Genomic DNA, 14,047 nt, shown 5'->3' with positions numbered 1-14,047 from the left:
GGTTTGTCGACGGATGCACAGGGATGTTAATGCCGGAGTAGCCAGGCGACTATTATGACCAAATACAGCCTGCGGGCGCGAATGATGATTTTAATTCTGGCACCCACCCTGATGGTTGGCCTGCTGCTCAGCTCATTTTTTGTGGTGCATCGCTACAACGAACTGCAGCGGCAGGTGATGGATGCCGGCGCCAACATTATCGAACCGCTGGCGATCTCCAGCGAATACAGCATGACCTGGCATAACCGCGATGCGATGCGCGAACTGGTCAGCCTGCTGCATCGCCGTCACTCCGGTATCGTCCGGGCAATTTCGGTGTTCGACAACCATAACCAGCTCTACGTCACCTCCAATAACAAACAGAACCTGAGCCTGCTGCAACAGGATGATATCCGCGCTCTGCCTGATGATGTCTCGATGGAACGTCACGGCAGCGTGCTGATTCTGCGCACCCCGATTACCACTGAACGTTATGACGTCGATGAACTGCCGGACGAAGATGCCAAACCGGCCGGTAATCCACTCGGCTATGTCGCCATCGAACTCGATCTGCAATCGGTACGGCTGCAGCAGTACAAAGAGGTGTTTGTCGCCACGCTGATGCTGCTGTTTTGCCTCTGTATTGCGATGCTGTTCGCCTATCGCCTGATGCGCGACGTCACCGGCCCGATCCGCAACATGGTCACCACCGTGGACCGGATTCGTCGCGGTCAGCTCGACAGCCGGGTTGAGGGTTACATGCTGGGCGAACTGAGCATTCTGAAAAACGGCATTAATGCGATGGCGATGTCGCTCACCGCCTATCACGAAGAGATGCAGCACAATATCGATCAGGCCACTTATGACCTGCGTGAGACGCTCGAGCAGCTGGAGATTCAGAACGTCGAGCTGGACCTGGCGAAAAAACGGGCCCAGGAAGCGGCCCGCATCAAGTCAGAGTTCTTAGCCAATATGTCGCATGAACTGCGTACCCCGCTGAATGGCGTGCTGGGCTTTACCCGTCAGATGCTCAAGACCCAGCTGCGCGCCACCCAGCGTGATTACATGCAGACCATCGAACGCTCGGCCAACAATCTGCTCAGCATTATCAACGACGTGCTCGACTTCTCGAAGCTGGAAGCGGGCAAGCTGATGCTGGAAGCGATCCCCTTCCCGCTGCGCGCCACGCTGGATGAAACCCTGGTGCTGCTGGCACCTTCGGCCCATGACAAAGGTCTGGAGCTGACGGTGGTGTGCGACAGCAGCGTGCCGGATAACGTGATTGGTGATGCGCTGCGGCTGCAGCAGATCCTGATCAACCTGATTGGCAACGCCATTAAATTTACCGAAAAGGGCACCATTGGCCTGCGCGTCGGACAGCGGGTGATCACCCATACCCGGGTCGAGCTGGAGATTCAGGTCGAGGATACCGGCATCGGCATTTCTGAGCAGCAGCAGACCCAACTGTTCCAGGCGTTTCGTCAGGCGGACGCCAGCATTTCACGCCGTCACGGCGGTACCGGACTGGGGCTGGTGATCACCCAGAAGCTGGTACGGGAGATGGGCGGCGAAATCACCTTTAGCAGCGAGCCGGATCACGGCTCGACCTTTGTGATTCGGGTACAGCTGGATCTCAATCCGAATGCGCCCGGTATGCCGCGGGTGCTGGAGGCGCTGTCCCATGCGCGTATCGCCTATGTGGAAGCCAATCCCGCTGTCGCCCGGGCGGCGCTGGAGATGTTAAGCGCGACGCCGCTGCAGATCGATTACAGCGAAACGCTGGAAGGATTAAGCGAGACGCACTATCCGCTGCTGCTGATGGCAATGCCGGTTACGGTCAGCCAGCATCAGCTGCTGGCTGAAAGCCAGATTAATGCGCTGCTGGATCGGGCCGATCATGTCCTGATGGCGCTGCCCAGCCCGATGATGCTGCTGGCCGATGAGCTGAAAGTCCGTGGCATTGATGGCTGTATCGCCAAACCGGTTTCCCTGACCCGTCTGCTGCCGATGCTGGTTGATTTGCATACCCGCCAGATCAGCGAACTGCCGCTGTCGCCACGCTTGCCGTTGACCGTCATGGCGGTGGATGACAATCCGGCCAATCTCAAGCTGATCGGCGCCTTGCTGGAGGAGCAGGTGCAGCGCATCGTGCTGTGTAACAGCGCCGAACACGCGATTCGCGAAGCCCGCCAGCAGGCGCTGGACGTGATTCTGATGGATATTCAGATGCCGGACATTGATGGTATTCGCGCCAGTGAAATCATCCGCAGCCTGCCGCACCATGCCAGCACGCCGATTGTCGCCGTTACCGCCCATGCGATTGATGGCGAGCGGGAGCAGTTGATTAAGGCGGGGATGAATGACTATCTGGCGAAGCCGATTGATGAAAGCAAATTAAGCCAGCTGCTGGCACGCTACACGCCGCCGCCGCCGGTGGTCGTGCCGGAACTGCCCAACATACTGCCGACGCTCGACTGGCAGCTGGCGCTGCGACAGGCGGCAAACAAGCCGGATCTGGCGCGCGATCTGCTGCGGATGCTGCTGGAGTTTTTACCGGAAGTCCATGCAAAGATGGCGCAGTTTATGACCAGTAATGAGGTCAGTGCGCTGCGTGAGATCATTCATAAACTGCACGGCAGTGCCAGCTACAGCGGCGTGCCACGCATGAAGCAGCTCTGTCATCAGCTGGAGCGTGAACTGCACCATGCCAGCGATATTGCTGCGCTGGAACCTGAACTGCTGGAATTGCAGGATGAGATGGAGAACGTTGCCAGAGAAGCCCGGCGGGTGCTGGGCGTCGAATAGCGGCCGTTGATGCGGCGGCGGCTCAGGCCGGCGTCGTGGCCTGCAAGGCGGCATCATGGCCTGCCGGACGGCAATATGGCGCGCAGGACGGCGGCCGCGTGCTGCGCCATCACTCTCAGCGACGCAGATCACGCCCGCCCTCGCACGCAGGCTAGCGGAAACCGGCCAGCTTCAGCGTAGCCGCAACGTTACGTGCGGTCAGCTGAACGTTATTTCCGGCGCTGGCCAGCGCATCTTCCAATGAGCAGATGCTGTAGAGCACGCTGAACACCGCATCCAGACCGTGCTGGTGCACTACGCCGACATCCGCCGTCAGGCTGCCGGCAATGCCAATCACCGGTTTATTAAAGCGCTTTGCCACGCTGGCCACACCAATCGGCACCTTGCCATTAATACTCTGACTGTCGATGCGTCCTTCACCGGTAATCACCAGATCGGCATCCTTCACCTGCTCTGCCAGCCCCAGCGCTTCGGTGACAATCTCAATCCCGCGGCGTAAATCTGCCTGACAAAATGCGTGCAGCGCCGCGCCCATACCACCCGCTGCACCGCCGCCGGGAATATGCAGCACATCCATATCGAGATCGCGCTGAATAATCGCTGCGTAATGGGTCAGCGCCCGATCGAGCTGCTGCACCAGCGCGGGCGTCGCGCCTTTTTGCGGACCAAAAATCGCCGATGCCCCCTCTTTACCGGTCAGCGGATTGGTCACGTCACAGGCCACCTCGATGCGACACTCGGCAATGCGGCTATCCAGCTGGCTGATATCAATGCTGGCGAGATCGGGCAGCGCGCCGCCACCATAACCGATTTCACCGCCCTGCGCGTCCAGCAGTCGCGCCCCCAGCGCCTGCATCATGCCCGCGCCGCCGTCGTTGGTGGCGCTGCCACCGATGCCGATAATGATATGATCAACGCCCTTGTCCAGCGCGCTCTTGATCAGTTCGCCGGTGCCGAAGGAGGTGGTCACCAGCGGATCGCGCTGCGCAGCAGGCACCCGTTCAAGGCCGCTGGCCGCCGCCATTTCGATATAGGCGGTGCGTTCATCACCGGACAAACCATAAAACGCGTCAACCTGCGCGCCAAGCGGCCCGGTAACCTTCAACCTGACGATTTTTCCTTTCGTCGCCGCCACCATCGCTTCTACCGTGCCTTCGCCACCGTCGGCGACCGGTATTTTCAGGTAGTGCGCATCGGGAAAGATTTCACGGAAACCCGCTTCAATCGCCGATGCCACCTCCAGGGCGGATAAACTCTCTTTATATGAATCCGGTGCGATTACGATTTTCATAGGCAATCCGAGCGCTGTTAAGTGATTGAAATGCTCTGAAACCAGTCCGGCATCCCCAGACACCGGCACCGGGTTTTAGCGGGCGATTTCAACCTTCGCTAACTTCTCATAATAGCAGGCAAGCGCACTGTGGTCGGCGGAACCCTGACCATCATTACGCAGCGCCTGCATCATCTCCATCACCGCCGCCGTCAGCGGCAGATGCGCGCCAATGCCGTGTGAGGTATCCAGCGCATTCGCCAGATCCTTGATATGCAGATCGATACGGAAGCCGGGTTTGAAGTTGCGATCCATTACCATCGGTGCTTTGGCATCCAGCACGGTACTGCCCGCCAGGCCGCCACGGATCGCCTGATAAACCAGATCCGGGTTCACGCCCGCTTTGGTTGCCAGCGATAACGCCTCAGACATCGCGGCAATGTTCAGCGCCACAATCACCTGGTTCGCCAGTTTGGTGACGTTGCCCGCGCCGATATCGCCGGTATGAACGACCGAGCCCGCCATCGCTTTCATGATGTCGTAGCAGGTATCGAATACCGCTTTATCGCCGCCCACCATCACAGAGAGCGTGCCTTCAATCGCTTTGGGCTCGCCACCGCTGACCGGCGCATCCAGCATTTTGATCCCTTTTTCTGCCAGCGCATCATGGACTTCACGGCTCGCCAGCGGCGCAATGGAGCTCATATCGATGACCACCAGGCCTGGCTTCGCCCCTTCAATAATGCCATTTTTACCCAGACAGACTTCGATGACCTGCGGCGAGTTGGGCACCATGGTAATCACCACATCGCACTGCTCAGCCACCTCTTTTGGCGATTTCGCCACGGTCGCGCCCAGTTCAGTCAGTTCCGCTTCGTTTTCAGCGTTATGATCGCGCACTACCAGCGAATAACCGGCTTTCACCAGGTTTTTACTCATGGGTTTGCCCATAATACCCAGGCCGATAAATCCAATTTTCATTGCGTTTCCCCTTGATTGATTAACGCTTAAATTTGTCGCATAACGCCTGCGTGGCGTTGCGGAACACACCGAGATCGCTGCCGACCGCTACGAAGGTCGCGCCCCATTCCAGATAGCGCCGTGCATCCGCTTCTACCGGTGCCAGAATGCCGCTCGGCTTACCGGCGGCTTTGGCGCGTTCAAAGATATGTTTAATCACCTTCAGCACTTCCGGGTGCGCCGGCTGGCCGAGATAACCGAGCGCGGCGGAGAGATCGCCGGGACCCACGAAGATGCCATCAACGCCTTCAACCGCAGCAATGGCGTCAATGTTGTCCACCGCCTGCTGGGTTTCGATCTGCACCAGCACCGTGATGTTGTCGTTGATGCTGCTGTTGTAATCCGGCAGGGTGCCGTACATGTTGCTGCGATGAGAGACCGACACGCCGCGAATGCCGGCAGGCGGATAGCGGGTGGAGGCCACTGCGCGCAGCGCTTCCTCTTCAGTCTCAACAAACGGCACCAGGAAGTTACTGAAGCCGATATCAAGCAGGCGCTTGATGATCACCGGCTCATTGCAGGGCGGACGTACCACCGGCGCGCTGTGGCTGCCCTTGAGCGCCATCAGCTGCGGCACAAAGGTGGTGATGTCGTTGGGCGCATGTTCGCCATCCAGAACCAGCCAGTCAAAACCGGCCAGTCCTAAAATCTCTGTTGAGATCGGGCTGGCCAGCGCACACCAGCTACCAATCAGGGTTTCACCCGCTAATAAACGACGACGAAATCCATTCGGCCAGGCTGCATTACTCATGGTTAACTCCTGTGGCGGTGGCTCCGCAAGGGGAGCCGAAAAGGTTAACGTACCAGGCAGGGACATTTATTGTCGTAGGTCCATCCTGGCACCAGAAATTGCATCGCCTGCGCATCATCACGCGCACCAAGGCCATGTTTCTGATACAGCGCATTGGCCTGCATCACCTGATCCATATCCAGCTCAACGCCGAGACCCGATTTCTGCGGCACCTGCACCATGCCGCCTTTAATCTGGAACGGCTCTTTGGTCAGGCGCTGATTGCCTTCCTGCCAGATCCAGTGGGTATCAATCGCGGTGATGGCGCCCGGCGCGGCGGCGGCAACGTGGGTAAACATCGCCAGTGAAATGTCGAAGTGGTTATTGGAGTGCGAGCCCCAGGTCAGGCCGAAGTCGTGGCACATCTGCGCCACGCGCACCGAGCCCTGCATGGTCCAGAAATGCGGGTCAGCCAGCGGAATATCGACCGACTGCAGCGACAGCGTATGCCCCATCTGCCGCCAGTCGGTGGCGATCATGTTGGTGGCGGTCGGCATGCCGGTCGCCCGGCGGAACTCCGCCATCACTTCGCGGCCCGAATAGCCCTGCTCCGCGCCACAGGGATCTTCAGCGTAAGCCAGCACATCTTTCAGCTGTTTACCCAGCATGATCGCTTCGTTGAGAGACCAGGCACCGTTAGGATCGAGCGTAATGCGCGCCTCAGGAAAACGCTTCGCCAGCGCGGTAACCGCTTCGGCTTCTTCGCCACCGCGCAGTACGCCGCCCTTGAGTTTGAAATCGTTGAAGCCATATTTTTCATACGCTGCTTCTGCCAGCCGCACCACCGTGTCCGGGGTTAACGCCTCTTCGTGACGCAGGCGATACCAGTCGCAGGGATCGCTCTCCTGGCTCTGATAGGGCAGAGAGGTCTTGCGGCGGTCGCCGACATAGAACAGATAGCCGAGCATCTCAACGCGGTCGCGCTGTTGCCCGTCGCCCAGCAGGGTCGCCACGTTAACGCCCAGATGCTGCCCCAGCAGATCCAGCATCGCCGCTTCAATGCCGGTCACGACGTGGATGGTGGTGCGCAGATCGAAGGTCTGCATGCCGCGCCCGCTGGCATCGCGATCCGCAAAGGTAGTGCGCACCAGGCTGAGAATATTTTTGTATTCGCCCACGGTTTTACCGATCACCAGAGAAGCCGCATCTTCCAGCGTCTGACGGATTTTTTCGCCGCCCGGAATCTCGCCGACGCCGGTATGACCGGCGTTATCTTTGATAATCACAATATTGCGGGTAAAAAACGGCGAATGCGCGCCGCTGAGGTTCAGCAACATGCTGTCGTGACCGGCAACCGGAATCACCTGCATGGCGGTCACTTTAGGTGTTGAACTCATCTCCTGCTCCTTATGCTGTTGCACGGCCAAAAGCCGGGCGCTTACGGTCGAATGTCCAACCGGGAATCAGATATTGCATCGCCGTGGCGTCGTTGCGGGCGCCAGCGGGCAGTGACTGGTAAAGCTGGTGGGCCTGATGCACGCGGTCCCAGTCAAGCTCAACGCCGAGGCCCGGCGCGTCCGGCACGGCAATTTTGCCGTTGCGGATTTGCAGCGGATTTTTGGTCAGGCGCTGATCGCCCTCCTGCCAGATCCAGTGAGTATCAATCGCGGTAGGATTGCCTGGCGCGGCGGCACCCACATGGGTGAACATCGCCAGCGAAATATCGAAGTGGTTATTGGAGTGGCAGCCCCAGGTCAGGCCCCAGTCGTCGCACAGCTGCGCCACCCGCACGGCACCGCTCATGGTCCAGAAATGGGGATCGGCTAACGGGATATCGACCGCGTTGAGCATCACCGCATGATTCATCTCGCGCCAGTTGGTGGCGATCATGTTTGTGGCGACCGGCAGACCGGTGGCGCGGCGAAACTCCGCCATCACCTCGCGTCCCGAATAGCCCTGCTCGGCACCACAGGGATCTTCAGCGTAAGTCAGCACATCCTGCATCCCTTTACAGAGCGCGATGGCTTCTTCCAGTAACCAGGCACCGTTGGGATCGACGGTAATGCGGGCGTCGGGAAAGCGCTGCTTCAGCGCCGCCGCGGTGGCAATCTCCTGCTCGCCCGGCAGCACGCCGCCTTTGAGTTTGAAATCTTTAAATCCGTATTTATCCGCAGCCGCCTCCGCCAGCCGTACCACCGCTTCGCTGGTCAGCGCTTCCTGATGACGCAGGTGATACCACTCATGGCTGGCCTGATCTCCGCTCAGATAGGGCAGATCGGTTTTGCGCCGATCGCCGAGGTAAAACAGATAGCCCAGCACCGTGACTTCATCACGCTGCTTGCCGGGACCGAGTAACTCCGCCACCGGGACGCCCAGCGACTGGCCCAGCAGATCGAGCAGTGCCGCTTCCAGCGCCGCCACCGCATTGACCCGCAGTTCAAACGTCCAGGCACCGTTGCCGAAGGTGGTAAAGTCAGCCGACTGGTTGCCCTTATGCACCTGCTGCACCAGCCGGTTCATCCGGGCAATCTGCTGGCCTTTCACCTGCGGAATCGCCTCGATCAGGGTCTGATAGATGGTGTCGCCGCCGGGCGCTTCGCCGACGCCGGTATGCCCGGCGCTGTCGGTGAGCACCACAATGTTACGGGTGAAGCAGGCGCTGTGCGCACCGCCAATGTTAAGCAGCATGCTGTCATAACCGGCAACCGGGATAACCTGCATCTCTGTGATCACCGGCGAACTTTGCGTATTCATAATGCGTCCTTACCGGGCCAGGTTTTCAGTTCGACACGTTTAATATCGCCCGCAATCACCAGGAAGCTGAAGGCAGCGACAAAGGCATGAATACCGACATAAATCAGCGCGCCTTCAAAGGAACCGCTGGTGGCGATGATGTAACCGATAGCGATCGGCGTAACAATGCCAGAAAAGTTACCGAACATATTGAACAGGCCGCCGCTCAGGCCACTGATCTCTTTCGGTGCGGTATCCGCCATCACCGCCCAGCCCAGCGCACCAATCCCTTTACCAAAGAAGGCCAGCGCCATGAAGAACACCACCACCCATTCGGTTTCGGTGTAGTTACACATCACCATCGAAATAGAGAGCAGCATGCCAAGCACGATCGGCGTCTTACGCGCGATATTCAGCGAGCCGGTTTTGCGCATCAGCCAGTCGGAGATCACCCCGCCCAGCACGCCGCCGAGAAAGCCGCACACCGCAGGAATCGAGGCAATAAAGCCCGCTTTAAGAATCGACATGCCGCGCGCCTGCACCAGATAGACCGGGAACCAGGTAATAAAAAAGTAGGTTAAGGCGTTAACGCAGTATTGACCGAGGTAGATACCCAGCATCATGCGTGAGGTCAGCAGCTGTTTGATCTGGAACCACTTCTCGCTCCAGCCCACTTTGCGGCCCTCTTTTTTGGCATCCATGTTGATCAGCGCACCGCCCTGCTCCATATACTCCAGCTCGGCTTTATTCACGCCCGGATGATCGGTGGGATCGTGAATGACTTTCAGCCAGATGAAGCTGAGGATGATGCCGAGTCCGCCCATGAACCAGAAGACGTGCGCCCAGCCCACGGAGGAGACCAGCCAGCCCATAATCGGTGCGAAGATCACGGTGGCGAAGTATTGCGCTGAGTTGAAGATCGCCACCGCCGTGCCGCGCTCCTGCGCCGGAAACCAGGCTGCAACAATGCGGCTGTTGCCAGGGAAGGAAGGCGCTTCGGCCAGTCCGACCAGGAAACGCAGGATAAACAGAGACATGATGATACCGAAGCCGCTGAACAGATCGACGAACCCTTGCAGGAAGGTAAACAGCGACCAGGTAAAGATGCTCCAGAAATAGACGCGTTTTGAGCCGAAACGATCGAGCAGCCAGCCGCCCGGAATCTGACCAATAACGTACGCCCATGAGAAGGCAGAGAAGATATAACCCAGTCCGACTGAATCGAGGCCAATATCTTTGGACATCGCCGAACCGGCAATCGAAATGGTTGCGCGGTCGCCGTAGTTGAATGAGGTGACAATAAATAACATCACCACAATCCAGTATCGGGCATTGGTGCGCTTCTGCACCGTTTCCGCGGTCTGGCTGAAACTATTCATGATGCACTCCTGAAATATAGCGTGAGCTACATTCGCTCTGACTGCATACACATCGCGTTGGGTATCAGAGAGAAGTTGGGTTAAACACGGCGATCTTTTTGTTTTGGCAAACTTTTCTTTACCCTTACTGTTTTGCGGCAGCCTGCCGGTAAAGGGTGCTGACCGGGGAACCGCGGCCGGTGCAACCTGCGACAGAATGGGTAAAGCGTCGTGACGGATAACCTGACTTTGGCTAACGGAAATCAGTATAAGAACACCCTGCGGCGATGACATTGGAGCATCGCCCTGGAATAGGATTGATGTTTACTGGATTATTTGGCGTTTGCACAGAATCCTGCGGCATGGCTCACGGAACCTGTAAATAACCGCCTCTCAACAGGCCGGAAAGCCGTTTTCCCCCGCTGTTTGTGAGGTTCTTCACTTGCTTTTGGATAATCGACCCAAAACGCCGCGACAAATCTTTTCAAAGCCGGTCAATTGCACAATGCACAGCCTGCAGCGCCTCCTTATACTGAAACTGGCAAACTGTGACAGCGACTATCACAACAACGCACCGCAAAAGTACGGTGCGACAGACCGGAAGGTGAGCGATGACCCCTACTACAACCGAACAACCGCTCTATATCAAAGTCCATGAGCTCGACAATGTCGCGATTGTGGTCAACAGCCTGGGCTTGCCCGCCGGCACCCGTTTCGCTGATGGCCTGACGCTGACGGAGCATGTGCCTCAGGGTCATAAAGTGGCGCTGAGCGCGATTGCGCAGGGCGCCCCCATTCTGCGCTACGGTGAAGTGATCGGTTATGCGCTACGCGACATCGCCGAAGGGAGCTGGATAGATGAGTCGCTGGTGGCTCTGCCGGAAGCCCCGCCGCTTGAGAGCCTGCCGCTGGCGACCCAGGTGCCTGCCGAACTGCCGGCGCTGGAAGGCTATACCTTTGAAGGCTATCGCAACGCCGATGGCAGCGTCGGCACCCGTAACCTGCTCGGCATCACCACCAGCGTACACTGCGTGGCAGGCGTGGTTGACCATGTGGTACAGCTGATTGAACGCGATTTACTGCCGCGCTATCCCAATGTCGATGGCGTGGTGGCACTGAACCATCTTTATGGCTGCGGCGTGGCGATCAATGCGCCGGCGGCAGTGGTGCCGATTCGCACCATCCACAACCTGGCGCTGAACGCCAACTTCGGCGGCGAAGTGATGATTGTCAGTCTCGGCTGTGAAAAATTACAGCCGGAACGGCTGCTGACCGGCACGCCAGACGTGCAGCCGATCTCGCTGGAGGAGCATGACATTGTGCGGCTGCAGGATGAGAAGCTGGTTGGGTTCGGCGCGATGGTTGACGAAATTTTGCAGGTCGCCGAGCGCCACCTGAAGCGACTGAATCAGCGCCAGCGCGAAACCTGTCCGGCTTCTGAGCTGGTTGTCGGCATGCAGTGCGGCGGCAGCGATGCCTTTTCGGGCGTGACGGCCAATCCTGCGGTTGGTTTCGCCTCCGATCTGCTGGTGCGCTGTGGCGCTACGGTGATGTTCTCGGAGGTCACTGAGGTGCGTGATGCGATTCATCTGCTGACGCCGCGCGTCATTAATGAAGAGGTTGGTAAGCGCTTACTGGAGGAGATGGCCTGGTATGATGACTACCTGAATCAGGGGCAGACCGATCGCAGCGCCAACCCGTCGCCTGGTAATAAAAAAGGCGGACTGGCAAACGTGGTGGAAAAAGCGCTCGGCTCGATCGCTAAATCGGGTCGCAGTGCGATTGTCGAAGTGCTGTCGCCGGGTCAGCGCCCTACCCGACGCGGCTTAATCTATGCCGCGACTCCAGCCAGCGATTTTGTCTGTGGCACCCAGCAGATGGCTTCCGGCATTACTCTGCAGGTGTTCACTACCGGACGCGGTACGCCGTACGGACTGGCGGCCATTCCGGTGATTAAGATGGCAACGCGTAATGCGCTGGCCGAGCGCTGGCACGATCTGATGGATATCAATGCCGGTACGATCGCCACCGGCGAAGAGAGCATTGAGCAGGTAGGCTGGCGGCTGTTTGAGTTGATTCTGGATATCGCCAGCGGTCGCAAACAGACCTGGTCAGATCGCTGGGGAATCCGCAATCAGCTGGCGGTGTTCAATCCGGCACCGGTGACCTGATCGGAGCCGGACCCGGCTGGCCGTGACGGCGGACCGGGCCAGCCGCATCAGCTAAAGAGGCTGGGATAAGAGAGCAGGCCTGGCGGAATTACAGCAGCGCGCCCCAGGCCTCAACCCAGGGAGAGGTCACCGCTTCCGGTTCCGGATTCTCACTGGCATCGACCAGCAGAACGTCGCCAACGCGCTGGGCGCTGTGCTCCTGCAACAATGCATCAAAAGTTTTACCCGCGCCACAAAAGTGGTCGTAGCTGCTGTCACCCAGCGCAATCACGCCATAACGTAGCGTTGGCTGATGACCCAGCTGATCTTTTACCGCGTGAAACAGCCCGGAAATAGTATCCGGAAAGTCGCCGTGTCCGGTTGTGGAGGTCACGATCAACGCAACGTCGCTGGCGTAAGCCTGCCAGTCTGCCAGCGTCGGATCTTCAAATACCGTCACGCTGTGGCCCTGCTGTTGCAGAATCGGCTCTGCCTCTTCCGCCACTAACAGCGCATTGCCATATACCGTGCCTACAAAAATGCCAATCTTTGCCATCTGCCTTCTCCGTTATTCTGAAACCTTATCCTCTCCTGGCGCCGCAGCAAACTCAACCCGCGGTACCTCAGGAATGCAATCCTGCCAGCCAAACTGCGTCATCAGATTCTGCCAGACGCTATCCAGACCGGCTCGAATCAGCAGCGGCTCGCCGGTCACCGGATGGGTCAGCGCCAGACTGCTGGCGTGCAACATCAGGCGGTTAGCCCCGAAGTGCTCTGCCGCGCCGCGATTCTGGCGCAGGTCGCCGTGGGCGGAGTCGCCGATAATCGGATGACGCAGGTGCGACATGTGACGCCGCAACTGATGCTTGCGACCGGTTTTCGGTGACAGTTCCACCAGGCTATAGCGCGACGCAGGATAACGGCCAATGCCCACCGGCATCTCCACCGTAGCCAGCGACTGATAATCCGTGACCGCTGGCTGCGCGGTGCGCGCTTCAGTGGCGTGCTTATCGGCAATTTTGTCCAGCTCTTCCACCAGCGGGTAGTCCAGCGTACCGCCGGTTTCCAGCCAGCCGCGTAGCACCGCATGGTAGGTTTTCTGCATCTGGTGCTGCTCAAACTGCTGCGACAGCAGGCGTCCGACTTCACTGGATAATCCCATCAGCAATACGCCGGAAGTGGGACGATCCAGCCGGTGCGCGGTAAAGACATGCTGACCGATCTGATCGCGCACCGTCTGCATCACAAACACCGTTTCATGCCGGTCCAGCCAGCTGCGATGCACCAGCCAGCCACTGGGTTTGTTGACCGCCACCAGCCACTCGTCCTGATAAATGATTTCCAGCATCAGACAGCCGCATCCTTGAGTAACGCATCAAGCTGACGCAGCGTCAGCAACAGCGGCGCAACGCCGGGCTGGTCAGGCACCAGTGCCACTTCATAATAGGGGGCAACCGCAAAGTTTTTCGGCAGCGGATGCCGGGCAGCAATCAGGGCGTGCATACGGGGAATCAACACCCATTGCAGCCATTGCAGCGGTTCAAGGGTATCCAGGCAAAACGGTTCGCGGCTGTCGAAGGCGCTGGCTTCAGGGGGCGTGCTTTGCCAGAGATCGTGCTCACGCAACACCGCTTCAACCTGCTCCAGCCGTTGCATAATCAATTGTTCAGGGGTCATGCGCCACCTCCAGCGGGCAGTAAAAAACGGGCGGCAAGCATATCACTTGTTGGCGCAGGCACAAAAAAAGGGAGCACTGTATAAACAGTGCTCCCGGTTCGTTTGCAGCCATCCCGCTACGTTAATGCTCCCTGCTCTTCCCTGACAACTTTTCCAGTGCGAACTCCAGTCGCGCATCATCCTGATGAATCCTTAGCATCCTGGCCCACCACCTCTTCTGAGGGGCTCTCATTCTCCATCCTGGAGGTGTCCCTTACTCAATCCTGAGCGATCCTGTTTCGTCCTGAAACCTTCCCTGTGACGTAAACTCCGTTACGTTCCTGCC

11 protein-coding genes are annotated in these 14,047 nt (G+C 58.5%); 2 read left to right on the top strand and 9 right to left on the bottom strand.

Features of this window, described 5'->3' with window-relative positions; translation table 11 throughout:
* Positions 1-54: 54 nt before the first annotated feature.
* Complete coding sequence (barA, locus tag LZU96_RS04660) at positions 55-2,784, top strand: two-component sensor histidine kinase BarA (protein ID WP_233987270.1); 2,730 nt, start codon at positions 55-57, stop codon at positions 2,782-2,784.
* Positions 2,785-2,935: 151 nt separating this feature from the next.
* On the opposite strand, the gene LZU96_RS04655 is transcribed toward barA, so the two are convergent.
* From LZU96_RS04655 to LZU96_RS04630, 6 genes are all read right to left on the bottom strand, one after another.
* The gene (locus LZU96_RS04655; protein ID WP_233987269.1) at positions 2,936-4,075 is read right to left on the bottom strand and encodes a glycerate kinase; all 1,140 of its coding nucleotides are present in this window, start codon (positions 4,073-4,075) and stop codon (positions 2,936-2,938) included.
* Between the two features lie 75 nt (positions 4,076-4,150).
* Positions 4,151-5,035 carry a 2-hydroxy-3-oxopropionate reductase gene (gene garR / locus LZU96_RS04650; protein WP_233987268.1) on the bottom strand — a complete coding sequence of 295 codons (885 nt, stop codon included), beginning with the start codon at positions 5,033-5,035 and terminating at the stop codon, positions 4,151-4,153.
* Positions 5,036-5,054: 19 nt separating this feature from the next.
* The gene (garL, locus tag LZU96_RS04645; RefSeq protein ID WP_233987267.1) at positions 5,055-5,825 is read right to left on the bottom strand and encodes a 2-dehydro-3-deoxyglucarate aldolase; all 771 of its coding nucleotides are present in this window, start codon (positions 5,823-5,825) and stop codon (positions 5,055-5,057) included.
* A gap of 44 nt (positions 5,826-5,869) precedes the next feature.
* Positions 5,870-7,201, bottom strand: coding sequence for a glucarate dehydratase (gudD, locus tag LZU96_RS04640; RefSeq protein WP_233987266.1), 1,332 nt, complete (start codon positions 7,199-7,201; stop codon positions 5,870-5,872).
* A 10-nt stretch (positions 7,202-7,211) separates the two neighbouring features.
* A complete protein-coding gene (locus tag LZU96_RS04635; protein WP_233987265.1) occupies positions 7,212-8,558 on the bottom strand; it encodes a glucarate dehydratase family protein in 1,347 nt (448 codons plus the stop codon).
* On the bottom strand, positions 8,555-9,916 hold the full coding sequence (locus LZU96_RS04630) for an MFS transporter (RefSeq protein ID WP_233987264.1): 1,362 nt from the start codon (positions 9,914-9,916) through the stop codon (positions 8,555-8,557). The genes LZU96_RS04635 and LZU96_RS04630 overlap by 4 nt, the downstream gene beginning before the upstream one ends.
* A gap of 590 nt (positions 9,917-10,506) precedes the next feature.
* Between LZU96_RS04630 and garD the strand changes: the two genes are divergently transcribed.
* A complete protein-coding gene (gene garD / locus LZU96_RS04625; protein ID WP_233987263.1) occupies positions 10,507-12,066 on the top strand; it encodes a galactarate dehydratase in 1,560 nt (519 codons plus the stop codon).
* Between the two features lie 88 nt (positions 12,067-12,154).
* On the opposite strand, the gene LZU96_RS04620 is transcribed toward garD, so the two are convergent.
* Genes LZU96_RS04620 through LZU96_RS04610 form a run of 3 tightly spaced genes read right to left on the bottom strand, consistent with a single transcriptional unit; the run spans position 12,155 to position 13,722 of the window.
* Positions 12,155-12,601, bottom strand: coding sequence for a flavodoxin (locus LZU96_RS04620; protein WP_094120838.1), 447 nt, complete (start codon positions 12,599-12,601; stop codon positions 12,155-12,157).
* A 12-nt stretch (positions 12,602-12,613) separates the two neighbouring features.
* Complete coding sequence (truC, locus tag LZU96_RS04615; protein WP_233987262.1) at positions 12,614-13,393, bottom strand: tRNA pseudouridine(65) synthase TruC; 780 nt, start codon at positions 13,391-13,393, stop codon at positions 12,614-12,616.
* Entirely contained in the window at positions 13,393-13,722 is a 330-nt protein-coding gene (locus LZU96_RS04610; protein ID WP_233987261.1) for a YqcC family protein, read from the bottom strand. Before LZU96_RS04610 ends, truC begins: the two co-directional genes overlap by 1 nt.
* Between the last annotated feature and the right edge of the window lie 325 nt (positions 13,723-14,047).

This window comes from Pantoea agglomerans, assembly GCF_021397715.1.
Classification (GTDB): Bacteria; Pseudomonadota; Gammaproteobacteria; order Enterobacterales; family Enterobacteriaceae; genus Pantoea; species Pantoea astica.
This window is presented reverse-complemented; position numbering and strand designations above follow the sequence as displayed.

Bases quoted from the DNA above. Each gene is read 5' to 3' on its own strand.
- LZU96_RS04635 (WP_233987265.1), bottom strand. From the start codon at position 8,558: ATGAATACGCAAAGTTCGCCGGTGATCACAGAGATGCAGGTTATCCCG.
- LZU96_RS04655 (WP_233987269.1), bottom strand. From the start codon at position 4,075: ATGAAAATCGTAATCGCACCGGATTCATATAAAGAGAGTTTATCCGCC.
- truC (WP_233987262.1), bottom strand. From the start codon at position 13,393: ATGCTGGAAATCATTTATCAGGACGAGTGGCTGGTGGCGGTCAACAAA.
- LZU96_RS04620 (WP_094120838.1), bottom strand. From the start codon at position 12,601: ATGGCAAAGATTGGCATTTTTGTAGGCACGGTATATGGCAATGCGCTG.
- garD (WP_233987263.1), top strand. From the start codon at position 10,507: ATGACCCCTACTACAACCGAACAACCGCTCTATATCAAAGTCCATGAG.
- garL (WP_233987267.1), bottom strand. From the start codon at position 5,825: ATGAGTAATGCAGCCTGGCCGAATGGATTTCGTCGTCGTTTATTAGCG.
- gudD (WP_233987266.1), bottom strand. From the start codon at position 7,201: ATGAGTTCAACACCTAAAGTGACCGCCATGCAGGTGATTCCGGTTGCC.
- barA (WP_233987270.1), top strand. From the start codon at position 55: ATGACCAAATACAGCCTGCGGGCGCGAATGATGATTTTAATTCTGGCA.
- LZU96_RS04630 (WP_233987264.1), bottom strand. From the start codon at position 9,916: ATGAATAGTTTCAGCCAGACCGCGGAAACGGTGCAGAAGCGCACCAAT.
- LZU96_RS04610 (WP_233987261.1), bottom strand. From the start codon at position 13,722: ATGACCCCTGAACAATTGATTATGCAACGGCTGGAGCAGGTTGAAGCG.
- garR (WP_233987268.1), bottom strand. From the start codon at position 5,035: ATGAAAATTGGATTTATCGGCCTGGGTATTATGGGCAAACCCATGAGT.